18 protein-coding genes are annotated in these 23,580 nt (G+C 63.9%); 12 read left to right on the top strand and 6 right to left on the bottom strand.

The genetic code is table 11. The features are described from left to right. Positions 1 to 66 precede the first annotated feature (66 nt). The 12 genes from D8676_RS12445 to D8676_RS12390 all read left to right on the top strand — a co-directional run bounded on the left by D8676_RS12445 (position 67) and on the right by D8676_RS12390 (position 13,279). A complete protein-coding gene (locus D8676_RS12445) occupies positions 67 to 1,218 on the top strand; it encodes an extracellular solute-binding protein (protein ID WP_121581220.1) in 1,152 nt (383 codons plus the stop codon). After that, positions 1,218 to 2,024 (top strand): IclR family transcriptional regulator, encoded by an 807-nt coding sequence (locus tag D8676_RS12440; RefSeq protein WP_121581219.1) that lies wholly within the window; start codon positions 1,218 to 1,220, stop codon positions 2,022 to 2,024. Before D8676_RS12445 ends, D8676_RS12440 begins: the two co-directional genes overlap by 1 nt. A 72-nt stretch (positions 2,025 to 2,096) precedes the next feature. Next, positions 2,097 to 3,122: a sugar ABC transporter substrate-binding protein gene (locus D8676_RS12435; protein ID WP_121581218.1), complete on the top strand. Its 1,026-nt coding sequence runs from the start codon at positions 2,097 to 2,099 to the stop codon at positions 3,120 to 3,122. Between the two features lie 139 nt (positions 3,123 to 3,261). Beyond that, the gene (locus D8676_RS12430; protein ID WP_121581217.1) at positions 3,262 to 4,242 is read left to right on the top strand and encodes an ABC transporter permease; all 981 of its coding nucleotides are present in this window, start codon (positions 3,262 to 3,264) and stop codon (positions 4,240 to 4,242) included. After that, positions 4,232 to 5,767: a sugar ABC transporter ATP-binding protein gene (locus D8676_RS12425; RefSeq protein ID WP_121581216.1), complete on the top strand. Its 1,536-nt coding sequence runs from the start codon at positions 4,232 to 4,234 to the stop codon at positions 5,765 to 5,767. Before D8676_RS12430 ends, D8676_RS12425 begins: the two co-directional genes overlap by 11 nt. A 36-nt stretch (positions 5,768 to 5,803) precedes the next feature. Further along, positions 5,804 to 6,805, top strand: coding sequence for an ABC transporter permease (locus D8676_RS12420; RefSeq protein ID WP_121581215.1), 1,002 nt, complete (start codon positions 5,804 to 5,806; stop codon positions 6,803 to 6,805). A 1-nt stretch (position 6,806) separates the two neighbouring features. Beyond that, positions 6,807 to 7,592, top strand: coding sequence for an SDR family oxidoreductase (locus D8676_RS12415; RefSeq protein WP_121581214.1), 786 nt, complete (start codon positions 6,807 to 6,809; stop codon positions 7,590 to 7,592). 17 nt (positions 7,593 to 7,609) lie between these two features. Further along, entirely contained in the window at positions 7,610 to 8,815 is a 1,206-nt protein-coding gene (locus D8676_RS12410; protein WP_121581213.1) for a CaiB/BaiF CoA-transferase family protein, read from the top strand. 2 nt (positions 8,816 to 8,817) lie between these two features. Beyond that, positions 8,818 to 9,606 (top strand): enoyl-CoA hydratase/isomerase family protein, encoded by a 789-nt coding sequence (locus D8676_RS12405; protein ID WP_121581212.1) that lies wholly within the window; start codon positions 8,818 to 8,820, stop codon positions 9,604 to 9,606. After that, positions 9,603 to 10,625, top strand: a complete 1,023-nt coding sequence (locus D8676_RS12400; RefSeq protein ID WP_121581211.1) for an aldose 1-epimerase — start codon at positions 9,603 to 9,605, stop codon at positions 10,623 to 10,625. Before D8676_RS12405 ends, D8676_RS12400 begins: the two co-directional genes overlap by 4 nt. Next, positions 10,622 to 12,427 (top strand): CoA-transferase, encoded by a 1,806-nt coding sequence (locus D8676_RS12395; RefSeq protein WP_121581210.1) that lies wholly within the window; start codon positions 10,622 to 10,624, stop codon positions 12,425 to 12,427. Before D8676_RS12400 ends, D8676_RS12395 begins: the two co-directional genes overlap by 4 nt. Positions 12,428 to 12,439: 12 nt before the next feature. Then, positions 12,440 to 13,279 (top strand): SMP-30/gluconolactonase/LRE family protein, encoded by an 840-nt coding sequence (locus D8676_RS12390; RefSeq protein WP_121581209.1) that lies wholly within the window; start codon positions 12,440 to 12,442, stop codon positions 13,277 to 13,279. 19 nt (positions 13,280 to 13,298) lie between these two features. Here D8676_RS12390 and D8676_RS12385 read toward each other — a convergent pair whose 3' ends face one another. The 6 genes from D8676_RS12385 to glgB are packed head-to-tail and all read right to left on the bottom strand — an operon-like array spanning position 13,299 to position 23,561. Beyond that, a complete protein-coding gene (locus D8676_RS12385; RefSeq protein WP_121581208.1) occupies positions 13,299 to 14,933 on the bottom strand; it encodes an alpha-glucosidase in 1,635 nt (544 codons plus the stop codon). Further along, positions 14,933 to 16,957 (bottom strand): glycogen debranching protein GlgX, encoded by a 2,025-nt coding sequence (gene glgX, locus D8676_RS12380; RefSeq protein WP_121581207.1) that lies wholly within the window; start codon positions 16,955 to 16,957, stop codon positions 14,933 to 14,935. The genes D8676_RS12385 and glgX overlap by 1 nt, the downstream gene beginning before the upstream one ends. Beyond that, positions 16,957 to 18,585, bottom strand: coding sequence for an alpha-D-glucose phosphate-specific phosphoglucomutase (locus D8676_RS12375; protein ID WP_121581206.1), 1,629 nt, complete (start codon positions 18,583 to 18,585; stop codon positions 16,957 to 16,959). The genes glgX and D8676_RS12375 overlap by 1 nt, the downstream gene beginning before the upstream one ends. 5 nt (positions 18,586 to 18,590) lie before the next feature. Next, positions 18,591 to 20,033 (bottom strand): glycogen synthase GlgA, encoded by a 1,443-nt coding sequence (glgA, locus tag D8676_RS12370; protein ID WP_121581205.1) that lies wholly within the window; start codon positions 20,031 to 20,033, stop codon positions 18,591 to 18,593. A gap of 30 nt (positions 20,034 to 20,063) precedes the next feature. Continuing rightward, positions 20,064 to 21,332, bottom strand: a complete 1,269-nt coding sequence (glgC, locus tag D8676_RS12365; RefSeq protein ID WP_121581204.1) for a glucose-1-phosphate adenylyltransferase — start codon at positions 21,330 to 21,332, stop codon at positions 20,064 to 20,066. Between the two features lie 15 nt (positions 21,333 to 21,347). Beyond that, positions 21,348 to 23,561 (bottom strand): 1,4-alpha-glucan branching protein GlgB, encoded by a 2,214-nt coding sequence (gene glgB, locus D8676_RS12360; protein ID WP_121581203.1) that lies wholly within the window; start codon positions 23,559 to 23,561, stop codon positions 21,348 to 21,350. Positions 23,562 to 23,580: the final 19 nt, after the last annotated feature.

Genomic DNA, 23,580 nt, shown 5'->3' with positions numbered 1-23,580 from the left:
CTCAGGTAAAAATATCCGCTAGAGCTTGATGAACGGGCCAAGGCCGTCACAGGAGGAAGTCAGGGAATGGTGAAGCTGCGCGGTCTGGCGTGGGACCATCGGCGGTGCTGGGGACCGCTCGACGCAAGCGTCGAGCCCTGTAGCGCCGCGCATCCCGGCATCGAGATCGAATGGGATCGCCGCAGCCTCTACGAATTCGGAGAGGGCGCCCTCGATTCCGTCCTTTCCGCCTACGATCTCGTCATCTTCGACCACCCTTTCATCGGCGACATTGCACGCGAGCGGCTGATGGTGCCGTTCGACGACTATCTCTCCGGCGACCAGATGGACTTCTTCGAACAGGATTCCGTCGGCTCCTCCTGGCAATCCTACGCAAAGGACGGCCACCAGTGGGCACTGCCCATCGATGCCGCCTGCCAGGTCGCCTCCTATCGGCCGGATCTGATGACCCGCTACGGTCAGGCGCCAGGCTCTCTTCACGAAGTGATCGAACTCGGGCGCGCCCTGCGCAAGGACGGAAAATGGCTCGGGCTGCCTCTGGTCCCAACCGACGCCATGTGCCTGCTCCTGACACTGACCAACCCGCAGGAAAACGGCGAGCAGTTTTTCGCGGCGGACCGGGTCGTCGAGGCGATCGATCAGTTGCGGCAACTCGCGGCGCTTTCGCACCCGGATTCGCCGAAGTGGAATCCCATACGCTGCTACGATCACATGATCGCGAACGATGACGTGGTCTACGTGCCCTTCGCCTTCGGCTATGTGAACTACGCGTCGAAGCCCGACGCGCCCCATCTGCTCTTCGCCGACGTGCCTACCCCGGCGTCTGCAGGCGCCCTGCTCGGTGGTGCCGGCATCGGCGTCAGCGCCCAGTCCAGGCATCGCCAGGAGGCCGTCGACTATGCGCTGTTCCTGTGCTCGCCGGACTATCAGCGCGGCGAATATGTGACCGCAGGCGGACAACCGGGATCGCTTTCGGCGTGGAAAGACAAGGCCGCTAACGATCTGTCGCGCGATTTCTTCAAATCGACGCTGCGCACCATCCAGTCTTCCTATCTTCGTCCGACGCATCCGGGTTTCATCGCCTTCTTCCGCGAATGCGCTCCGCGCGTTCAGGCCGCCATCAGCGGTCAAACGTCGACGTCAGACCTCGCAGGTACGCTGAACCGCATCTATCGCGAAACCCGGTCCGGCAACGAGCTCTCGCGGAGCGTCGCCTGATGGGCACCACCATCATCAAGGCGTTCGAGGAAGGCGAAAGCGGCCGCAACGAATATCGCGCGCCGGCAGCCGAAAAGGCGCTCGACATACTGGAACTGATGGCCGACCAGGCCGACGGGCTGACACAGACCGAGATCGCCAACGGCCTCGGACGCTCCATCCACGAGATCTACCGCATTCTGCTTCTCTTGGAGAAGCGCGGTTACATCGTCCGCACCCAGTCGGATCGTTTCCGGCTGTCGCTCAAGCTGTTCGAGCTGGCGCACCGGCATCCTCCCGTCAACCGGCTCGTCGAATGCGCCTTGCCGGTGATGCGCGAACTCGCCGGCAATGCCGACCAGAGCTGTCACCTGGTCGTTCGCGAGGGCCAGAATGTGCTCGTCGTGCTGCAGATCGATTCACCCTTGCCGATGCGCTACTCGGTTGCGCTCGGCTCGCATTTCCCTATGCTCGAAACGAGTTCGGGCGCGGTCCTGCTCGCTCATCTGGACGGCGCGGAGCGAGAGCTCGTCATCGAGCGCATCCTTGCCGCCGGCGAAGGACAGGGCACCCGCGCGGAAATCGAAAAGCGGCTCGACGAGGCGGCAAGGCTTGGCCACGAGATGCGCCGCTCGCTGGCCGTCGAAGCCTGCACCAACATCTCGACGCCGGTGCGCGACCATACAGGCACGGTCATAGCGGCGCTGACTGTTCCGTTCATCCCGCAGAAGGCCGCACGCTTCGACCTTCACACCGTGTTCAAGCGAACCACCGCCGCCGCCGAGCGGATATCGGCAGCGCTCGGCGCCGCCGAACCATCGACATGACGCCTCATATACCAACCCGGAACGGCGGGCGAATCCGTTCTCCACTTGAATGACAACCCCTGGGAGAAGAACATGAACTGGTCCAAATCCTTACTGTTCGCATCGGCAGCCACATTGGCCATGACGGCCTTCGCGCAGGCGCAGGACATGCCGAAGCGCATCGGATACGTCACCAACTATGCCACCCACGAGTGGTATCAGAACGTCATCAAGGGCATGGAGGCCCGGGCCAAGGAGCTCGGCATCGCGTTCGAAGTCCAGGACGCCAACCTCGACATCGCCAAGCAGGTTGCGGCCGCCGAAGACTTCATGGCGAAGGGCGTCGACGTCCTCATCATCACGCCCGTCAACGAAGAAGGCGTGGTGCCGCTCCTGCGGCAGGCCAAATCAAACGACATGGCCGTCGTGCTGGAAGGCAATCCGGTCAAGGGCATGACCACCATGGTCGCGATCTGCGACTACGATACCGGCTATCATGCAGGCGTCGAAGCCGGCAAATACGCCAAGGAAAACCTCAACGGCGTCGCCAAGGTGATGAACGTCGGCCTTCCGCTGCTCTCGGCCACGGTCCTGCGGTCGCAGGGCTTCATGGACGGCATCAAGACCGAGATCCCCGAAGCTGTCATGGTTCATGATCTGGACGGCGGCGGCAATCCCGACCGCGCGCTCGAGGTTTCCTCGGCAGCGCTCGCCAAGAATTCCGACATCAACATCATCTACGGCATCAACGACAACTCGTCGCTCGGCGGCCTCCAGGCCTGGAAAGCGGCCGGCAAGTCGCAGGACGGGCTTCTCACCGTCGGCACGGGCGGCGAAGGCCTCGCCTTCATCAACGCGATGGAAAACGAGCCGTCCTACAAGATCGAGGCGGCGATGTTCCCCGAAAAGGTCGGCTTCACAGCCATAGACGCGGCCGTGAAGGTGTTCAACGGCGAGGAAGTTCCGGAGCACATCGTCAGCCCCACCGCGCCGATGATCGGCGAGGACTGGAAGAAGTACTATTCGGTCGAAGGCACCACGCGCACCGTCAACTGGGAAGGCATCAACTCCGTCCAGGCGCCGGAGAAGTGCATGAAGACTTCCGCCGATCTGAAGTGAGCTGGCGGCAACGCCAGACGATCCTTCCCGCTTCGGCGGGAGGGATCGGGACTACCGCAATGCGCGGAACCACCCATCGGCGTTTCGGATCGGCAGCCCCATCGAGCGGAAGCCGAAAGGAACTCGGGAAGGGATTGAAATGAGCGAAACCACGCATCCTTCGCCCGGACGGTCCGCGGGCAGCCAGTTCCTCGGCAGCGAGCAACTTGTCCTCGCGCTTATCCTGGCCGCTCTGTGCATCGCGATTTCGATCGCCGCGCCGCAGTTCTATTCCGAAGCCAACATCATCGCCATCCTGCGTCAATGCGCGCTGGTGCTGATCGTCGCCTCCGGCATGACCATGCTGATCATCACCGCCGAGGTCGACTTGTCGGTCGGCGCGTCGCTCGCCTTCGTAGGCTGCATCGGCATGGCGGCGCTCAACGCTACCCACAGTCTTGCACTTGGCTTTCTGGCAGCGCTCGCCTTCGGCGGCGGGGTCGGCCTCATCAACGGCCTTGTGGCCACGAAGCTAAAGGTGAACTCGCTGATCGGCACAATCGGCATGATGATGATGCTGCAGGGCGGCGTCTATCTGTTCACCCGCGAAGCGGTGCAGAACCATCACCATATCGCCGCCTTCACGGATCTCGGCGCGGGATATGTCGGCCCTATCCCGGTGCCGGTGATCTTCGCCGCCGTCATCTTCGCCGTCGCCTATGTGACGCTGCGTTTCACGACGCTCGGCCGCTACATCTATGCCGTAGGCGCCAACGAAAAAGCGGTGCGTCTTTCGGGCATGCGTTCGGACCGCCTCAAGCTGTTTGCCTTCGTCGTCACCGGCCTGTGCGTCGGCGTCGCCGGCATGATCCTGGCGTCGCTGATGAATGCGGGCCAGCCGACCGCCGGCCGCGGCTTCGAACTGACCGTGATCGCAGCCGTCATTCTCGGCGGTACCTCGCTGTTTGGCGGGCGCGGCTCGATCGTCGGCACGCTGCTCGGTGTGCTCCTGCTCAAGGTCATCGACAACGGTATCATCATCCTCGGCTGGAACCAGGATCTGCAGATGGTGGTTCCCGGCGTCGTCATCATCGTGGCGAGCTATCTCGACATCATGAGGAACAGGGCCAATGCCAGCTGACATCCTCCACGCCGGCGAAAGTGCCGGAACGATCGACCAAACGATGCCCGCACTCGAAATGCGCGGCATCGACAAACGCTTTCCGGGTGTGGTCGCCCTCGACAACGTCGATCTGACGCTGCAGCCCGGCAAGGTCCATGCGCTGATGGGCGAGAACGGCGCCGGCAAGTCGACGCTCATCAAGATCATGGCGGGCGTTTACGGCAAGGATGCCGGCATCATCCGCATTCAGGGTCGTGAGGTCGACATCAAGTCGCCGCGCGACAGCCTCAAAGAGGGCATCAAGGTGGTCTTTCAGGAGATCGCCCTGATCTCCGAATTCACCGTTGCCGAGAACATCTTTCTCGAAGGCTATCCGACGGGCAAAGGCGGGTCGATCGACTGGAAGAAGATCCGCAACGATTCCGCAGCTTTGTTCAAGCGCATCGGCTTCAACGTCGATCCCGCCGCGCGCACCGGTTCGCTGCCCGTGAGCCAGCAGCAGATGGTCGAAATCGCGCGGGCGCTCGCCCACGAGGCAAGGGTCGTCGTGATGGACGAGCCGACCTCGTCACTGACGCCGAACGAGGTCTCGCTGCTGTTCACCGTGATCCGCCGCCTGACCGGCCTCGGCATCGCGGTCGTCTATGTCAGCCACAAGCTCGACGAAGTCTTCGAAATCGCCGACACGGTGACGGTTCTCCGCGATGGCCGCCATATCTCGACCAAGCCGGTGGGCGAGCACACCAACGACACGCTGATCCAGGACATGACCGGCCGCCGGATCGACAATCTGTTCCCGCGCCAGCGCGGTCCGGCCGGGACCAAGGTCGCCTTGTCGGTGGAGGGCCTGAGCACCGCCAAGAAGCTGAAGGACGTGTCGTTCGAGGCGCGTGCCGGCGAGGTGCTCGGCTTCTTCGGGCTGATGGGGGCCGGACGCACCGAACTCGCAAAGGCGATCGTCGGCTACGACCCGATCACCCGCGGCACCATAACGATCGACGGACACCGGCTTGCTCCGCACGACACCAGGACCGGCGTCGGCCTCGGCATCGGCCTGCTCACCGAGGACCGCAAGACCGAGGGGCTGATGGGCGAACTGCCGGTCTACCAGAACGCCAGCCTCGCATCCCTCGGTTCTTTCGCGAGACTGGGCTTCGTCGACAAGGCGAAGGAGCGCAAGGCGGTACAGGAATATGTCGACCGCTTCCGCATCAAGACGCCTGGCCTTGGCCAGAAGATCAAGAACCTGTCCGGCGGAAACCAGCAGAAGGTGCTGATCTCGCGCTGGCTCATGCGCGGCCTCAAGGTGATCGTCGTGGACGAGCCGACCCGCGGCATCGACGTCGGCGCCAAGTCCGAGATCTTCGCCCTCATCGACCGGCTGGCCGGCGAGGGTCTTGCCGTCGTCCTAATGAGTTCGGAAATGCCCGAACTGCTTGGCCTCGCCGATCGCATCGCGGTCATGTGCGAAGGACGCCTGACCGCGACCATGTCCCGCGACGAGGCCACACAGGAGAAGATCCTCAATGCGGCGATCGGTTGACGCAATGACCTTGCACGCTTTCAGGAGCACCCGCTCATGACGAACGCTTCCACGGCGATCGACGCTGCAGCCACGGGGCCGTCCTTCGTTGCACGGCTGCTGCGCCATCAGGAAATGGCGTTGCTCCTCTGCCTCGTCCTTGTGATCGCCTTCTTCTCCTTCACGGCGGAGAACTTCTTCTCCGTGCGCAACATGACCAATGTGCTCGGGCAGGCGTCGCTGGCGCTCACCGCCGGCATCGGCTGCGCGATAGTCTTCATTTCCGGCGAGGTCGACATCTCGATCGGGTCGCTGCTCGCGACGATCGCCCTGCCGCTGATCATCATCATGAACGAGACCGGCTCACTGGCGCTCGGCGTCAGCGGCGCCCTGCTGTTCGGCCTGATCGTCGGCTGCATAAACGGATATCTGACTGCCTATGTCGGCATCAATTCGCTGATCGTGACGCTGGGCATGATGTTCGTCCTGCGCGGCGGCGTCTATCTCTACACCGGCCAACGCGCCATCCCCGATGACGCCATGCTCGACAGTTTCATCCTGCTGTCGGATGGCCGCCTGTTCAACGTAATACCCTATTCCGCGGTGATCGCGCTGATCCTGCTTTTCGCCTTCGCCTACATGATGCGCCACCGGCCATTCGGGCGGCAGATCTACGCGGTCGGCGGCAACCAGGAGGTGGCGCGGCTGGCAGGCTACGACGTGCGCCGCGTCAAATTCATCTGCTTCATCATCAGCGCACTGCTGGCGACTGTCGCCGGCATCATCCTGGCCGCCCGCGTCGGCTCGGCGCAGCACACGGCCGGCCTCAACTTCGAGTTCCAGGTGGTGGCGGCGACGGTGCTCGGCGGCGTCAGCCTCGCCGGCGGCATCGGCAGCCTTTGGGGCATGGCGCTCGGCGTGCTGATCCTGCAGTTCCTGTCCAACGGTTTGCGCGGCCTCGGCCTGCCGACCGAATGGCAACTGGTCATCACCGGCATGATCATCATCGCCGCCGTCGCCTTCGACGAGGCGAAACGCCGGCGCGCGAATGGAGGCTGACATGGCTCGCTTGAAAGGAAAAACCGCCGTCATCACCGGCGCCGCAGACGGCATTGGCCACGCGATATCGGAGGCGATGGCGCGGGAAGGCGCGCATGTCGTCATCTCCGACATCGCAGATGCGCAGGGCGAGGCTTTCGCAGCCGAGTTGCGGGCAGCGGGCCACAAGGCCGACTATGTGCATTGCGACGTCTCGCAGGAAGCTGATATCGCCAAGGCCATCGAGACCGCGGTCTCGAAGACCGGCCGTCTCGACGTGATGGTCAACAATGCCGCCATCGCAATCGGCGGCATGCCTGTCCACGAGATGACGGACGAGCAGTGGCATCGGCTGATCGCCGTCAACCTGACCAGCGTCTTCCGCGGCTGCAAATACGCCCTGCCCCACATGATCGCCCAGAAATCCGGCTCGATCATCAACATGGCGTCCGCGCAGGGGCATATCGGCCTCGACGGCTGGACCGCCTATGCCGGCGCAAAAGGCGCGGTGATGGCGATGACGCGGCAGATGGCGGTCGAGTTCGGCCCGCTCAACATCCGCGTCAACTCGATCTCACCCGGCACCATCAACACGCCGATGAACGACAAGCTGATCAAGGAAATCGGCGGCAACCTGGCCAAGGCCTGGGTGAAGATGCACCCGCTCGGCCGCATCGGTGAGCCCTCGGAGGTGGCCGAGGCCGCCGTCTATCTCGCATCCGACGCTGCCGGCTTCACGACCGGCATCGATCTGCGCGTGGACGGCGGGTTGGTCGTCGCCCCGCGTTATGTTCCCGACCTTCTTTGAAGAACAAGAGACAAGACATGAACAAGGCACTCGAAGGCGTCCGCATCCTCGATTTCAGCCATCTGCTGCAAGGACCGTTCGCCACCCAGATGCTCGGCGACATGGGCGCCGACGTCATCAAGATCGAACGCGCCGGTTCGGGCGACATGTTCCGCGGCATGACCTTCTTCGCGAAATGGGTCGGTGGTTCGGAAAGCCCGAACTTCCTCGCCTGGAACCGCAACAAGCGGTCGATCGCACTCAACCTGAAAAGCCGCAAGGTGCACGCCATCATCATGGAGATGGCGAAGACGGCCGACGTGGTGGTGCAGAATTTCCGACCCGGCGTTCTGGCCAAGCTCGGCTACGGCTACGACGACTTCAAGGCGGTCAATCCCCGCATCATCTACTGCTCAGGATCGGGCTACGGCGAAGAAGGCCCCTATGTCGAACGCCCGGGTCAGGACATGCTGATCCAGGGGCTCGCCGGACTGATCTCCAATACCGGCCGCGGCGACCAGGCTCCCGTTCCCGCAGGTGCCGGCATGGCCGACCAGATCGGCGCGATGAACATGGTCTATGGCATCCTGTCGGCGCTCTACTATCGCGAGAAGACCGGCAAGGGGCAGAAGATCGAGGTGAATCTGCTCGCCGGCATGCTTGCCCATCTCAACCAGGAATATGTCGCCGTGCTCAATCTCGGCGAGGATTTCGTGCGGCCCAATTCCGGCATCGGCCATCCCGGCATGCAGGCGCCGTTCGGTATCTATGAAACGAAGGACGGCGGCTACGTCTCGATCGCCATGAGCCCGTTTAAGACGCTGTATACGGTGCTGGAGGCTCCGCAGCTCGCGCCCTACGATGACCTGAAGACCTTGTTCGACAAGCGCGACGAGGTGTTCGAGAAGGTCAATGCCGAGACGAAGAAATTCTCCACACAGGACCTGCTCGCGCGGCTGCTCGCCGCCGACATCTGGTGCGCCGAGGTGAAGGATATCCGCCGCGCAGCCGAGGACCCGCAGGTCACCCATATGGGCATGATCACCACCTACGACCATCCGCGCGGCGGCAAGGTGAAGGTGGTGGCGCCGGCGGTGCGCATGAGCGAAACCCCGGCATCGATCGAGCGCCCAGCACCGCTGGTCGGCGAGCATGGCCGGGAAATCCTGGCCGAATTCGGCCTCTCGAAGGACGAGATCGCAGAACTCGAGGCGGCAGGCGACATGACCGTGGACGCGGCCTGAGCATGAGCACCTACCAGACCCTGACGGTCGAAATGTCTGGTCGCGTCGCAATCGTCACCTTCCGGCGCGCCGATCAGCTCAATGCCATGAACCGGCTCATGCAGGGCGAGATTACGGCCGCCTTCGAAGCGCTGTCGGAGGATGAGAGCGTCGGGGCGATCGTGGTGACAGGCGAAGGGCGCGGCTTCATGGCCGGCGCCGACATCAAGGAATATGCGGCGCAGACCGCGCCTGAGTTCGACAGTTTTCAGGCTGCCGGTACGCGTATGTATGCGGCGATCGAAAACAACCGCAAACCGGTGATCGCAGCCGTCAATGGCTTCGCCCTTGGCGGCGGCATGGAGCTGGTGCTCTGCTGCGACATCGTCATCGCCAACCAGTTTGCCAAGCTCGGCCTGCCCGAGATCAAGCTCGGCCTGGTCCCCGGGGGCGGCGGTACGCAGCGCAGCGTCGCCAAGCTCGGCCGCAACCGCGCCAACATGCTGCTGATGACGGGGGCTATAGTGCCCGCTTCGGAATTCGTCGACGCGGGGTTGGTCAACGAGATCGTCGACGTGGAACATCTCATGCCGCGTGCGCTTGAATTGGCCGCGATGATCGCCGCCGAGCCGCCGACCGCGATCGAAGGGCTCAAGCGGCTGACCGCACATGCGACAGCCGGCGACCTCGCGGGAGGGCTCGCAATGGAGCGCGATATACTGGGCGGGCTCTACCGCAGCGAGATCGGGCAAAGGCGCGTGCGCGAATTCGCCGAGAAAAGCGCCGAGCGGGCCCGGAAGGCGAAACCGTGAGCAGATCGGGTGATGATGATCATCGCGGGCTCGGCTGGGCGCATGGCGCGCTGACGGTACAACGTCTCGGCGCCATGCTGGCGCCCCTCACCTTTGTTCTCGCCGATGGGCGGCAGGTTTCGCCATTCCACATCGCGCCGTGGGCCGATGAGCCCGAAGCTGAGGCGCTGCCCGGCCTTCTAAGAAAACTGCGCGGCGAATGGCCCTGCATGCCGTTCGGATATTCAGTGCCCGCCGATGGCTGGCCGGATGCGTGGTCGCGCGTCATGGGCCCGCCCGAACCCGACGAGGAAGCGCATGGCCATTCCTCGAACCACGACTGGACATGGGTCGACGGCGATAGTCGTTCGCTCTCGCTAACGCTCGACTATCCTGCATCCAGCCCGGTCGCACGCGTCGAAAGAACCGTGACGCCCGACCCGGCTGCGCCTGCCGTCGACATCGAATTCACTGTCGTCGTGCGCCGCGCATGCCGCCTGCCGATCGGCCTGCATCCCGTCTTTCGCCTGCCCGCGCAGACTGGCGCCGCCGAGTTGGAGCTTGGAACGTTCGATCACGGCCGCACCTATCCGGACGATGTCGAACCCGGCGCCCCCCTTTTTGCAAAGGACGCAACCTTCTCCAGCCTGAGCGCGGTTCCCGCCCGCGCCGGCGGCACGGTCGACGCCTCTCGCCTGCCTCTGGCCCCCGACACCGAGGAACTCCTGCAGATCCAGGGGCTCGACGGCACGGTAGCGCTCACAAACCATGCGGAAGGCTATCGGGTACGACTGTCCTGGCAGAAGGAGCATTTCCCGAGCCTGCTGCTCTGGTACTCCAATCGCGGCCGCAAGGCGTTCCCATGGAACGGCCGTCATGTCGCAATAGGTGTCGAGCCAATCTGCTCGCCTTTCGGGCTCGGCCCGGCAACCGCTGTTGCCGACAATCCAATCGCGCGATCCGGTGTCCCGACAGCGCTGGAGTTCACACCCGAGCGTCCGTTCACCACACGCTACCGTATCGAGGCGGCGCCCCTATGACCATTCGTGCCGACCATCCGAACCTCTCGCTGGTCAAACCGAACCGGCCAAAGTTCGTAGAGGTCGATGAACTGGCCGCCATGGTTCGCTCCGACGAGAGCTTCGGCGTCGGCGGCCACCACTTCGCGCGCCTTCCGATCGCCTTGCTCCGCGCTATCGGCAAGAGCGGCGTCAAGAATCTGCGCTACGTGTCCTGGGCGGGCGGCTTGCCGCTCGAACTGCTGCTCGAAGCCGAGGCAGTCGCGGAGATCGACATCTGTTTCTCCAGCCTCGATATCTTCGGCCTGCCGCCACGCTTCCGCGCGGCCGCCGAAACTAATGCCTTGCCAGTGCGCGACTGGACCGCGCTTGCCATGATCCAGGCCTTGCGCGCCGCCCAGCAGAACCTGCCGTCGATGCCGTTCCAGCTTCCACAGGGATCGGACATGATGGCACGGATGCCGCAAGCCACGGTCGCACGCGACCCGTTCAGCGGCGCCGAGGTCGGCCTAATCCCTGCCCTGCGCATCGACACCCTCGTGCTGCACGCCCAGCGCGCCGACGAAAGCGGCAATGTGCAGATCATAGGCCCCCGCGCCCTCGACTACGCCATGGTCGGCGCCGCCCGCCAGGTGCTGGTCACGGTCGAGGAGATCGTTCCGGTCGGTGCGCTGAGCAACGACGGTCGCCAGAGCATCCTGACCCGCAACCAGGTGTCGGCAATCGCGCTCGCGCCAGGCGGGGCGTATCCGACCTCCTGCCTGCCTTTCTACGTCACCGACTATCAGGCTCTGTCCGATACCTTTGGCTCAAGGGAAACACCCCTGATGGACAGCCTGTCCATCCCGGCCGAGGGGATTGATGGCGTCCTTCGCGATGCCGCGAAAGTTCGAGCCGATACGGTTTCGGCGGTCCCTCTGCCTGCCGTGCGCCACGACGCCGCCGATGCCTCGATCGACGAGGTCATCGCCGCCCGCATTGCCGTGGAACTCGACAATGACAGCTTCGCAAGCGCCGGCGCCGTCTCGCCGCTTGCGAACGTCGCCTACCGGCTGGCAAAGGCGACGCATGCGCCGGACATGATCATCACCACGATGTCGTGCGGTCATCTCGACATCGCACCGAGCCCGATGATCCTGTCGCTGATCGAAAGCCTCGATGCTGAAACCGCCGTCGCGCATGCCGGCGGCGACGATACCTATTCGACCTACTACCAGCCCGGCGCGGTCACCCACGAGATCGTGGCGGCGGCGCAGGTCGATCGCCGCGGCCGCGTCAACACCATCGCCTTGCGCAAGCCGAGCGGAGGCATGATCCGCCTGCCCGGACAGGGCGGCATGGCCGACGTCGCCAACATGCATCGCGACTACCTGCTCTACATCACCAGGCATTCGCCGCTGTCGATCGTCGATGCGGTCGAAACTGCCAGTTCGGCGCGCGGACTGCTGACGGCGGCTGAGCGCGGGTCGCATGGCTACCGGACCGGTCGCGCGCTGGTGATCACCGACCTCTGCGTGTTCGAGCTCGATCCATCGAGCCGCGAACTCATCGTCGTCGAAACCATGCCCTGCGTCACGCGCGATCAGATCCGCGATGCCACCGGCTTTGCCGTAACTTTCAGCGCGGACTGCCGCGAGACCGCCCTTCCCTCGGCCGAGACGCTCGCCGTTCTGCGCGAACGCATCGACCCGCTGAGCTTGCGCCGGCTGGAATTCGTCAGCGCCAAGGAGCGTGGCGCCCTGATAGCCGAAATTCTGAGCGCCGACCGCTCAGCGGTCGAGCGCTGCATCGCCGCCTCGAAGCAACTGGGGCAGACCGCATAGGGGGTGATATCCATGGCGAAACCGTTGCTCGATATGTCGGCCGCGCGGGTCTTTTTCGATGGCATCTTCACCGATCCGCGCGTTGCCCATCCCGAATGCGTTGCGATCCATCGCGACGGTTCGATCTGGTGCGGCACCGAGACGGGCGACCTGCTGCGCGTGGCCGCCGATGGCGGTTCCGTCACCCGCATAGGCAGCACCGAGGGCTTCCTTCTCGGCATCGCCTTCGACAGCGCCGGAAACTGCTTCGTCTGCGACCTTAAGCACGCGGCGGTCTTCCGTTGGGACGCCGGGTCAAACCGCATGGAGCGCTTCGCCGCGTCCGGCATCCGTGTGCCGAACTACCCTGTCGTCGACGAGAAGAACGGCTGGCTCTATGTGTCGGACAGCGTCGGCGAGGACAATCGCTCCGGCGTCTTCCGCTACGATCTGAAGACCGGCGAAGGCGGCCTCTGGTGCCGCGACCCCATGTCGTTCGCCAACGGCATGGCCATGGCGCCAGACGGCGCCGGGCTCTACGTCGTCGAAAGCGATGCCCCCTGCATCAGCTATGTGCCGATCCTGGAAGACGGTGCGGCGGGAGCGAAGCAAGTCGTCATCGAGGACGTGCGCAACGTCCCCGACGGTCTGGCCTTCGCTCCTGACGGATCGCTGTTCATTTCATGCTACGAGCCGAGCCGGATCTATCGCTGGCGCAAGGATCGCGGGCTGGAAACGCTGATCGAAGATCCCACGGCAACGACGATCGCGCATCCCACCAACATCGCCTTCAAGGGCAACAAGCTCTACACGGCAAATCTCGGCCGCTGGCACGTCACCGAGATCGATCTGTCACCGCTGGGTTCGTCCTGATCTGACGACCGTACCTCCGTCAGAGCACGCGTCCTAGGAAGCAGCCGAGTGGCTGCAGCCTGATCGCAACCCCGTCGAGCGCCGCATTGCGCCCGGGAAATTCGATCTCGTCGAAGATCAGGGTGCCGGGCGGCAGCATCCACCGGCGCTCCTCCTGCGCGAAATTGAACACGCAGATCAGCCTCTCGGGACTCGCCTCGCGGAAGAAGGCGAGCACATCGTCTTGTCCGTCGATGAATGTTATCGAGCCCCGCATCAGCGAGGAATGTCGTTTTCTCAGCGCCAACATGGCGCGGTAGTGCGAGAGCACGGAATTCGGCTGTCCCTGCTGGACGTCCGCGGCGCTTGCGCGATGCTCCTCGGGGATCGGCAGCCACGGCTTGCCGGTCGAAAAGCCGGCGTTCGCTGCGCCGGCCTCCCAGACCATCGGCGTGCGGCAGCCGTCCCTGCCCTTGAAACCCGGCCAGAACCTGATGCCATAGGGATCGCGCAGGTCTTCGAAGGCAATCTCGGCCTCCGTCAGCCCGAGTTCCTCGCCCTGGTAGAGGCAGATCGACCCGCGTAGGCTGGCAAGCAACGTGATCGCGAACTTCGCCACCGCGTGGACATCCTCGCCGGGCCGTGCCCATCGCGAGACGTGCCGCACGACATCATGGTTCGAGAAGGCCCAGCAGATCCAGCCGTCCTTGACGTTCTTCTCGAACGCCTCGGCGCATCCACGGACATGCCTAGCCAAGAACTCCGGCCCGAGCAGGTCGAACGTGTAGCACATATGCAGCTTGTCGCCGCCTTCAGTGTAGGCCGCGAGGGTTTGCAGCGAACGGCTCTCGTCGCCGATCTCGCCGACCGAGGCGCGCCCCTCATATTCGTCGAGCAGTGCGCGGAACCGTCTCAGGAAGCCGAGGTTTTCGGCCTGCGTCTTGTCGAACAGATGTGTCTGGTACATGTACGGATTGGTCGCCGTGATCGTCCCGGCCATCGCCTCGTCCAGGGGCGGGTTGTCCCGCAGCCAGCGATCGTGGAAATAGTAGTTCACCGTATCGAGCCGGAACCCGTCCACCCCGCGCTCCAGCCAGAAGCGCACGGCCTCGAGCAGCGCATCCTGGACTTCCGGATTGTGGAAATTCAGGTCGGGCTGCGACGCAAGGAAGTTGTGCAGGTAGTACTGCCGGCGCACCGAATCCCATTCCCACGAAGAGCCGCCGAAGACGGAGAGCCAGTTGTTCGGCGCCGTCCCGTCCGGCTTCGCGTCGGCCCAGACATACCAGTCCGTCTTGGCGTTCGTCCGATCTGCCCTGCTCTCCACGAACCAGGGATGCCGGTCGGACGTATGAGACAGTACTTGGTCGATGATGACCTTAAGCCCCTGCCGATGCGCCTCGGCCACCAGCGCATCGAAATCCTCGAGCGTGCCGAACATCGGATCGACCGTGCGATAGTCCTGGACGTCGTACCCCATGTCGGCCATCGGCGACTTGAAGAAGGGAGACAGCCAGATCGCGTCGACGCCCAGCGAGGCGATGTGCGCCAGGCGCCGCGTCACGCCCTTGAGGTCGCCGCTGCCGTCGCCGGTCGTATCCTGGAAAGAGCGCGGATAGACCTGATAGGTCACCGACCCCCGCCACCAGTCCGCACCGTGCTTCGTCTCGCTCATCACTCGCCCCTTGTCCCGCCAGAAACTTCCTCGATCGCCAGGGCGACCGTGCGGCCAGCTACGATCCAGTGGCTTTCACCCGGCTTCTGTTCCCCTGGCAGGAGCAGCTTCCACCGGAATTCATCACGCAACGGCAGCGAGAAGGAAAGCCCTCGGCGGTCGCCGTTGACCATGACCGCAAGACGACCGCCCCCCGCGGTGCCTCCCGCCAACACCATCGACAGCCGCCGTCGACGTGGGTCTGTCCATTGTTGCGTGCCGAGCGGCTGGCCGGTCTCGTCCAGCCATGCGACGTCGGGGATGCCGTCAACCGCGTTGCCGGTCAGGAATGCCGTTTCGGCCAGCGTCGGCGCAGCCTTGCGGATCGCGGCAAGCGCAAAAGCATAGCCCTCCAGCGCTTGGTCCCGCCCCACCCAATCGAGCCAGGTCAATTCATTGTCCTGCGCATAGGCGTTGTTGTTGCCCTTCTGCGTTCGGCCGAATTCGTCACCCGCCGTCAGCATGATCGTACCGCGGGACATGAACAGCGTCGTCAGCAGCGCGCGGATGTCCCCTGCTCGCTGCACCCTTACTTTCTTATTGGCGGCCTCACCCTCGGCGCCGTTATTCCAGGAAAAATTCTCGCCATGCCCGTCGCGGTTGTCCTCGCCATTGGCCTCGTTGTGCTTTCTCCCATACGCCGTAACGTCGGCGAGCGTCATGCCGTCATGGGCTGCGACGAAGTTCACTGTACGGGTCTGCGTCGCGCCGCTTCGCTGAAAGATGTCCGACGAGCCTGCCAGTCGCGTTGCCAGCGTGCCGATCGTATCGGTATCGCCGCGCCAGAAACGCCTGGCGTCGTCGCGGTAGCGGTCATTCCACTCGAGAAAGTTTTTGGGAAAATTGCCAAGCTGGTAGCCGCCCGGCCCGATGTCCCAGGGTTCGGCGATCATGATGCGGTCGGCAAGCACAGGGTCCGACCCGATCGCAGTCAGCAGCCGCGCATCAGGAACGAAGCCATCTGCCGTCCGGCCAAGTACCGTGGCAAGGTCGAAACGAAAGCCATCGACCCCGGCGTGGAGCACGAAATGCCTGAGCGTATCGAGGATCAGCGCCTGCACGACCGGTTGCGTACAATCTATCGTGTTGCCGGTGCCGGTGTCGTTGACCAGCGAACCGTCCTCGCGGTGACGGTAGTAAGTTCGCGCATCGAGACCTCGCAGCGACAGCGTCGGCCCGAACACATCGCTCTCGCCGGTGTGGTTGAAGACAAGATCGAGGATTGTGCCGATCCCCGCATCGCGTAACGCGGCGACTGTCTCCCTCAACTCCGCAAGGCCGCCCGGCGCCAGCCTCGGGTCGAGCGCCATGAAGGTTACGGGATTGTAGCCCCAGGCGTTCGTCAGCCCGAGTGGCGGCAGATGCCTTTCATCGATCCACGCTGTCACCGGCATCAATTCCACCGCCGAGACGCCGAGCTTCTGCAGATGCTCGATGACGGCAGGATGACGGAGTGCTGCCAGCGTACCCCTCTTCCGCTTCGGAACGGCCGGGTGCAGCATGGTGAAGGCGCGGACGTTCAGCTCGTAGACCAGCCTGCCGGTCTGGAAAAGCGGCGTCTGGTGCGAAACAGGCTCCGGCAATGCAATGGCGATCGCCTTCGGCACCAGCGGAGCCGTATCGCTCCCCTCTCCGGGCCGTCCCGACAGCCGTGAATCATAGCTAAACGGCCTGTCGATCTCGATCGCATAAGGATCGACCAGCAGCTTGTCCGGATCGAACCACAAACCGCGCTCTGGCGCATAGTCGCCATCGGCGCGGAAGCCGTAACGCGTGCCCTCCCCCAGCCCCGAAATAAAGCCCGAGAAAACGCCGCCGTCACCGCGTGACAGCTCGACCCTGTCGGCCTCTCGGCTTCCCTTGGCGTCGAAGATCGACACCCATGTGCGGGAAGCCGACCCTGACCAGACGCCAAAGCGCACTCCGCCCTCGGAAACGCTCGCACCAAACCGCCGCCCGGTCGCAGCCGCCGGCTGGCTCGTCATCAGGTGATGACGCTCGGCTTGTTGCGGCCCGTGTGACTTCGGATGCCTGCGATGTCGTCCGCTGCCGCGATGAGGTCGGCCAATGCTTCCTGTGTGTCGAGGTCGTGGCGCGTCTTGTCCGGCTCGAAGCGCTCGATATAGACGCGCAACGTCGCGCCGCTGGTGCCGGTCCCCGACAGGCGGAAGACGACGCGCGAGCCGCCCTCGAACAAGACGCGTATGCCCTGGTTCTTGCTCACCGAGCCGTCGACCGGATCGTTGTAGGCGAAATCGTCTGCCGCCGCGATCTTCATGCCGCGCACGCTCGTTCCCGGCAGCGAGGAGAGCTTGCCGCGCAGTTCGGTGATCAATGCGTTGGCGCGCTCGCTTTCGACCTCCTCATAGTCGTGACGTGAATAGTAGTTCCGGCCATAGGCGGCCCAGTGTTTCTGCGCGATCTCCTTTACGCTCTCGCCTCGCGCCGCGAGGATGTTGAGCCAGAGTAACACAGCCCACAGCCCGTCCTTCTCGCGCACGTGGTCGGAGCCGGTGCCAGCACTCTCCTCGCCGCAGATCGTCGCCTTGCCGGCATCGAGCAGATTGCCGAAGAACTTCCAGCCCGTCGGCGTCTCGTACATGCCGATACCGAGCTTCTCCGCCACGCGGTCGGCCGCGCCGCTGGTCGGCATAGAGCGCGCAATCCCCTTCAGGCCCTTCCGGTAGCCTGGTGCAAGACGGGCATTCGCTGCAAGCATCGCCAGCGAATCCGACGGCGTGACGAAGATGCCCTTGCCGATGATCAGGTTGCGGTCGCCGTCGCCATCCGACGCCGCGCCGAAGTCCGGTGCATCGGGGCCCATCATCTCGTCGTAGAGATGTTTTGCGTGCACCAGGTTCGGGTCGGGGTGATGGCCGCCGAAATCCGGCAGCGGCACGGAATTCCTCGCCGTTCCCTTCGGAGCCCCAAGCAGGTTCTCGAAAATCTCCTTGGCATAGGGCCCAGTCACCGCGTGCATGGCGTCGAACCGCATGCGGAAGCCCGCCTTGAACATCGCGCGGATCGCCTCGAAGTCGAACAGGCTTTCCATCAGCTCGGCGTAGTCGCTGACCGAATCTATCACTTCGACCGTTACGTCGCCGGCTTTCACTGTTCCCACCGTGTCGACATCCACCGGATCGAAATCGGCGATCCTGTATTCACCGATCGTCTTCGACCGCTCGAAGATCGCATCCGTGATCTTCTCCGGCGCCGGCCCGCCGTTCTCGGCATTGTACTTGATGCCGAAATCCTCATGCGGCCCGCCGGGATTGTGGCTCGCCGAGAGGATGATGCCGCCAAGCGCCTTGTATTTGCGGATCACGTTCGATGCCGCCGGTGTCGACAGGATTCCGCCCTGCCCGACCATAACCTTGCCGAAGCCGTTCGCAGCCGCCATACGGATGACGATCTGGATCACCTCGCGATTGTAGAAGCGACCGTCCCCGCCGAGCACCAGCGTCTTGCCCTCTCGCCCCTCCAGGCTGTCGAAGATCGCCTGCACGAAGTTCTCGACGTAGTTCTCCTGCTGGAAGACCGGCACCTTCTTGCGCAACCCCGAAGTCCCGGGCTTCTGGTCCTGGTAGGGCTTGGTCGCGACCGTTCGTATCATTTCTATCAAGTCCTTCTCGCAATCAGCGAACGATAGAGCTCAGCGTATTTCGCCGCGCTCCGGTCCCAGGAAACGTCTGATTTCATGCCCTGACGCTGCATCGTGGCCCAAGCAGGGCGGTCCGCGTAGATTGCGACTGCGCGCTTGATGGCGTTAAGCAGCGCATCGCCGCTTTCCGCGTCGAACTGGAAGCCGGTCGCCACACCGGCGGACAGCGCAGCCTCGTTGGCGTCGATCACCGTGTCGGCCAGGCCGCCTGTCCGCGCCACGATCGGCACGCAGCCGTAGCGCAGGCCGTAGAGCTGCGTCAGTCCGCAGGGCTCGAAACGGGACGGGATAACAATCGCGTCGCAGCCACCCTGCATGAGATGCGACAGCGCCTCGTCATAGCCGATGACCACGCCCATCCGGCCGCGATGGCGTGCAGCGCCCGCGAGCAGTGCGCCTTCCAGCGCCGCGTCGCCCGAACCCAGCACCGCCAGCCGCGCGCCTGATGCCAGCACCTCGTCGAGCACGCCGACCAGCATGTCGAGGCCCTTCTGCCATGTCAGTCTGCTGACGACGCAGAAGATGGGGCTGTCGTCATGCGCCAGGCCGAAGCGCTCCTCGACCGCCTTCTTGTTGGCCGCCCGCTTCTTCAGGATCTTCTGCGAATAGGTCGCCTTGAGATGCGCGTCCGTCTGCGGGTCCCAGGTCTCGACGTCGATGCCGTTGACGATGCCGTGGAGATCGGCCGAGCGCATCGACACCAGCCCGTCAAGCCCCATGCCGAAATCGGGGGTGCGTATCTCCTGCGCGTAGGTCGGGCTCACAGTGGTGATCGCCCACGCCGCCTGCAGCCCGGCTTTCAGGAAGCCGACGCCGCCGTAATATTCGACGCCGTCGAGGCTCATCGCCTCGGCAGGCAAACCGAGTTCACCGAAGATGCCCGCGCCGAAGCGGCCTTGGAAGGCGAGGTTGTGCACGGTCATCACCGAAGGCGTTCCCGCCGCCTGCCCGTATCGCATGTAGGCGAGCGTCAGCGCCGCCTGCCAGTCATGCGCGTGCACCACGTCCGGCCGGTAGCCCGCGATTGCGCCGGCGGCGATATCGGCGCCCGCAAAGCTCAGCGCCGAGAAGCGCCGCCAGTTGTCCGGCCAGTCGGCACCCGTCGAGTCGCCATACGGCCCGCCTGGGCGGTCGAAGAGATGCGGCGCGTCGAGCACCAAGAGGTCGAGGCCGGCAACGCTGGTTGCGAACACCGACGCCTTGCCGCCGTGCATGGCGGGATATTGGTGCAGCGGCGCACTCTTCACGACCGCCTTCAGCACTTGCGGAAAACCCGGGATCAGCGTTTTCGTCGCGATACCCTGCCTTGCCAGCGCAACCGGCAACGCGCCGGTCACGTCGGCAAGCCCGCCGGTCTTGATCAATGGAAAAATCTCGGGCGTGACTGCCAGAACCTGCATCAAGAAAGCCTCTGCCGCATCCGCATCCTGTCAGTTGCCCAACCTGTCGATCATCTCCTGGGTGATCAGGCAGATGCCTTTCTCCGAGACGCGGAACCGCTTGGCGTCACGCGCGGGGTCCTCGCCGACGACCAGTCCCTCGGGAATATGCACGCCGTGGTCGATCACCACGCGCTTCAGCCGTGCCTTGCGGCCGACATGGCAGTCGGGCAGCATCACCACCTGGTCAAGCGTCGAATAGGAATTGATGCGCGCGCCGGTGAAGATCAGGCTGCGCTTCAGGGATGCGCCCGAAACGATGCAGTCGCCTGATATCAGCGACGATACCGCCATGCCGCGCCGGCCTTCGGTATCGTGTACGAACTTCGCCGGCGGCTTCAGTTCGGCATAAGTCCAGATCGGCCAGTCGCGGTCGTAGAGGTCGAGTTCGGGCTCGACATCCGTCAGGTCGATATTTGCTTCCCAATAGGCGTCGATCGTACCCACATCCCGCCAATAGGCCTCGCGTTCGGCGCTCGAGCGCACGCAGGATTTGGTGAATCGGTGCGCCACCGCCTTACCGTGCTCGACGATGTAGGGGATGATGTCCTTGCCGAAATCGCGAGTCGATTCAGCCTCTTTGGCGTCGCGGCGAAGCTGATCCATGAGGAACTTCGTGCGGAACACGTAGATGCCCATCGACGCCAGGGCGACATCCGGCATGCCTGGAATACCGGGGGGATCGGCAGGCTTCTCGATGAAGGAGATGATCTTGTCGGTATCATCCACATGCATGACGCCGAAGCCTGTCGCCTCCATGCGCGGCACTTCCAGGCAGCCCACGGTGACGTCAGCGCCCTGATTCACGTGCTGGCGCAACATCTGCTCGTAGTCCATCTTGTAGATATGGTCGCCGGCCAGGATAACCATGTACTCCGGCCCGTAAGCCTCGATGATGTCGGCGTTCTGGTAGACCGCGTCCGCCGTGCCTTCGTACCACTGCGTCTCCGACACGCGCTGGCTTGCCGGCAATATGTCGAAGCTCTCGTTTCGTTCCGGCCGCAAGAAATTCCAGCCGCGCTGCAGATGGCGGATCAACGAATGCGCCTTGTATTGCGTCGCCACGCCGATGCGGCGGATGCCTGAATTGAGCGCATTGGAGAGCGCGAAGTCGATGATGCGCGTCTTGCCGCCGAAATAGACGGCGGGCTTCGCTCGCCGGTCCGTCAGTTCCTTCAGCCGGCTGCCGCGCCCCCCGGCAAGCACATAGGCCATGGCGTCGCGCGCCAGCGGCTGCGTGTAGTTCTTCGTTTCGCCCATCTCTCCCTCCCAGGCCTAGTCCGACGTCAGTTCGAGCATGACCGTTGACAGTGGCGGCAGCGTCATCGAGGCCGCGACCGCGCCGTTTCCGTCGATCTTTGCCTCCACCGTTCCCCGATTGCCGATGCCCGAGCCGCCATAGTCCACCGCGTCGGTATTGACTATCTCACGCCACCTCCCCGCTGCCGGCAACGGCACGCGATAGTCTCGCCGCGGCACCGGCGTGAAGTTCGAAACGACAACCACCGGATTTGCGCCTGGGGCCTTGCGGACCCACGCATAGATCGAGGTTTCGGCCTCGTCCGCGAGGAGCCAGCCGAAACCTTCCGGCTCGCAATCGCGCGCATGGAGCGCCGGCTGCGAGCGATAGAGATGGTTCAGGTCACAGATCAGCTTCCGCATGCCCCGGTGCGGCGCATGCTGCAATTCGTGCCAGTCGAGTGCCCTTGCCTCGCTCCATTCGTTGCGCTGGGCGAACTCCTGACCCATGAACAGAAGCTTCTTGCCGGGATAGCCCCACATGAAGGCGTAATAGGCGCGCAGATTGGCGAACTTCTGCCAGTCATCGCCAGCCATCTTGGTGAGCAGCGTGCCCTTCCCGTGCACCACTTCGTCATGCGACAGCGGCAGCACGAAATTCTCCGAGAAGGCGTAGAGCAGCCCGAAGGTCAGCTCGTTGTGGTGGTGCTTGCGATGGACCGGCTCGCGCGACAGGTATTCGAGCGTGTCGTGCATGAAGCCCATATTCCACTTGAAACCGAAGCCGAGCCCGCCCTCATGGACCGGCTGCGACACCTTAGGCCACGACGTCGATTCCTCGGCGATAGTCATGACGCCGGGATGATGGCCATACAGCTCCTTGTTCATCCGCTGCAGGAAGCTGACTGCTTCCAGGTTCTCGCGACCGCCCTTCTCGTTCGGGATCCACTCACCGGATTTGCGCGAATAATCGAGATAGAGCATCGAGGCCACGGCATCGACCCGTAGCCCGTCGACGTGGAATTTTTCCGCCCAGTAGAGCGCATTATTGACGAGGAAGGATATCACCTCGCGGCGGCCGAAATTGTAGATCGCCGTGTTCCAGTCGGGATGGAAGCCCTTGCGCGGGTCCGCGTGCTCATAGAGTGCCGTGCCGTCGAAGAGCGCCAGCCCGTGGGCATCGACCGGGAAATGCGCCGGCACCCAGTCGAGGATGACGCCGATGCCGGCGCGATGCGCGCCGTCGACGAAACGCGCAAACCCTTCCGGTTCGCCGAAGCGGGCGGTTGGCGCGAACAGGCCGGTCGTCTGGTAGCCCCAGGACGGATCGAACGGATGCTCGGAGATCGGCATGAATTCGATATGGGTGAAGCCGGTCTCGACCACATAGGGGATCAGCCGGTCGGCGAGTTCGTCCCAGGACAGGAACGAGCCGTCCTCGTGACGCTGCCACGATCCGGCATGGACCTCGTAGATCGAGATCGGCTGACGGCGGAGATCCGCCGCCCGCCAGAAGGCGCGATGCGCCTCGTCGCCCCATTCGTGCGCGAGCGGCGCCGCTGTCACGGACGCGGTCGCCGGCCGCAGTTCCGAACGCGTCGCATAGGGATCGGCCTTCAGGGGAACCAGTTGGCCCTGGGCCCCGACAATCTCGTATTTGTAGGCCTTTCCCGGCTCCAGGTCCGGAATGAATATCTCCCAGATTCCTGTGTCCTGCCGGTTGCGCATCGTGTGGCGACGGCCGTCCCAGTCGTTGAATTCGCCCACCACCGAGACACGCTTTGCGTTGGGCGCCCAGACCGCGAAGTTGAAGCCGGTCGCTCCCTCATGCTCGATGAGATGGGCGCCGAGCTTGTCGAACAGCCTCAGATGCGACCCCTCTGCGATGTAGTAATCGTCCATCGGCCCCAGCACCGGACCGAAAGAATACGGGTCGGTCATCCACCATTCGCCGCCAGCATTGGCAAGACGGTAGCGGAGCGGCTGGCGCGCGGTGATGTCGACCATGCCTTCGAAGAAACCGGCGTCATCGCGGCGCGCCAGCACGCCGACCTCGCGGCCGTCCAGCGTGAAGGCCGTCGCGGCTTCGGCATGCGGCACGAAGCAGCGGGCGACAAACCCGTTTACCGCTTCCTGTACGCCAAGCACCGCGAAGGGATTGCCATGCACGCCGGCCACGATGGCTTTGACATCGCCGGATGCTGCCTCAAAGGGTCGGGCCTTCGTCGCGGCGGCACGCGGCTTCTTCATATCCCGAAGATCCTCCCTG

Source organism: Mesorhizobium sp. YM1C-6-2, assembly GCF_003666685.1.
In the GTDB taxonomy this organism is placed as follows: Bacteria; Pseudomonadota; Alphaproteobacteria; order Rhizobiales; family Rhizobiaceae; genus Mesorhizobium_K.
The sequence above is the reverse complement of the archived record's forward strand: the minus strand, read 5'-3'. Positions and strand labels throughout refer to the sequence as shown.

What these genes read in the sequence shown, in the direction of transcription:
- D8676_RS12435 (WP_121581218.1), top strand. Translation starts at nt 2,097, where the DNA reads ATGAACTGGTCCAAATCCTTACTGTTCGCATCGGCAGCCACATTGGCC.
- D8676_RS12430 (WP_121581217.1), top strand. Translation starts at nt 3,262, where the DNA reads ATGAGCGAAACCACGCATCCTTCGCCCGGACGGTCCGCGGGCAGCCAG.
- D8676_RS12405 (WP_121581212.1), top strand. Translation starts at nt 8,818, where the DNA reads ATGAGCACCTACCAGACCCTGACGGTCGAAATGTCTGGTCGCGTCGCA.
- D8676_RS12385 (WP_121581208.1), bottom strand. Translation starts at nt 14,933, where the DNA reads ATGAGCGAGACGAAGCACGGTGCGGACTGGTGGCGGGGGTCGGTGACC.
- glgC (WP_121581204.1), bottom strand. Translation starts at nt 21,332, where the DNA reads ATGGGCGAAACGAAGAACTACACGCAGCCGCTGGCGCGCGACGCCATG.
- D8676_RS12445 (WP_121581220.1), top strand. Translation starts at nt 67, where the DNA reads ATGGTGAAGCTGCGCGGTCTGGCGTGGGACCATCGGCGGTGCTGGGGA.
- glgB (WP_121581203.1), bottom strand. Translation starts at nt 23,561, where the DNA reads ATGAAGAAGCCGCGTGCCGCCGCGACGAAGGCCCGACCCTTTGAGGCA.
- glgX (WP_121581207.1), bottom strand. Translation starts at nt 16,957, where the DNA reads ATGACGAGCCAGCCGGCGGCTGCGACCGGGCGGCGGTTTGGTGCGAGC.
- D8676_RS12395 (WP_121581210.1), top strand. Translation starts at nt 10,622, where the DNA reads ATGACCATTCGTGCCGACCATCCGAACCTCTCGCTGGTCAAACCGAAC.
- D8676_RS12375 (WP_121581206.1), bottom strand. Translation starts at nt 18,585, where the DNA reads ATGATACGAACGGTCGCGACCAAGCCCTACCAGGACCAGAAGCCCGGG.
- glgA (WP_121581205.1), bottom strand. Translation starts at nt 20,033, where the DNA reads ATGCAGGTTCTGGCAGTCACGCCCGAGATTTTTCCATTGATCAAGACC.
- D8676_RS12410 (WP_121581213.1), top strand. Translation starts at nt 7,610, where the DNA reads ATGAACAAGGCACTCGAAGGCGTCCGCATCCTCGATTTCAGCCATCTG.
- D8676_RS12415 (WP_121581214.1), top strand. Translation starts at nt 6,807, where the DNA reads ATGGCTCGCTTGAAAGGAAAAACCGCCGTCATCACCGGCGCCGCAGAC.
- D8676_RS12425 (WP_121581216.1), top strand. Translation starts at nt 4,232, where the DNA reads ATGCCAGCTGACATCCTCCACGCCGGCGAAAGTGCCGGAACGATCGAC.
- D8676_RS12440 (WP_121581219.1), top strand. Translation starts at nt 1,218, where the DNA reads ATGGGCACCACCATCATCAAGGCGTTCGAGGAAGGCGAAAGCGGCCGC.
- D8676_RS12420 (WP_121581215.1), top strand. Translation starts at nt 5,804, where the DNA reads ATGACGAACGCTTCCACGGCGATCGACGCTGCAGCCACGGGGCCGTCC.
- D8676_RS12390 (WP_121581209.1), top strand. Translation starts at nt 12,440, where the DNA reads ATGGCGAAACCGTTGCTCGATATGTCGGCCGCGCGGGTCTTTTTCGAT.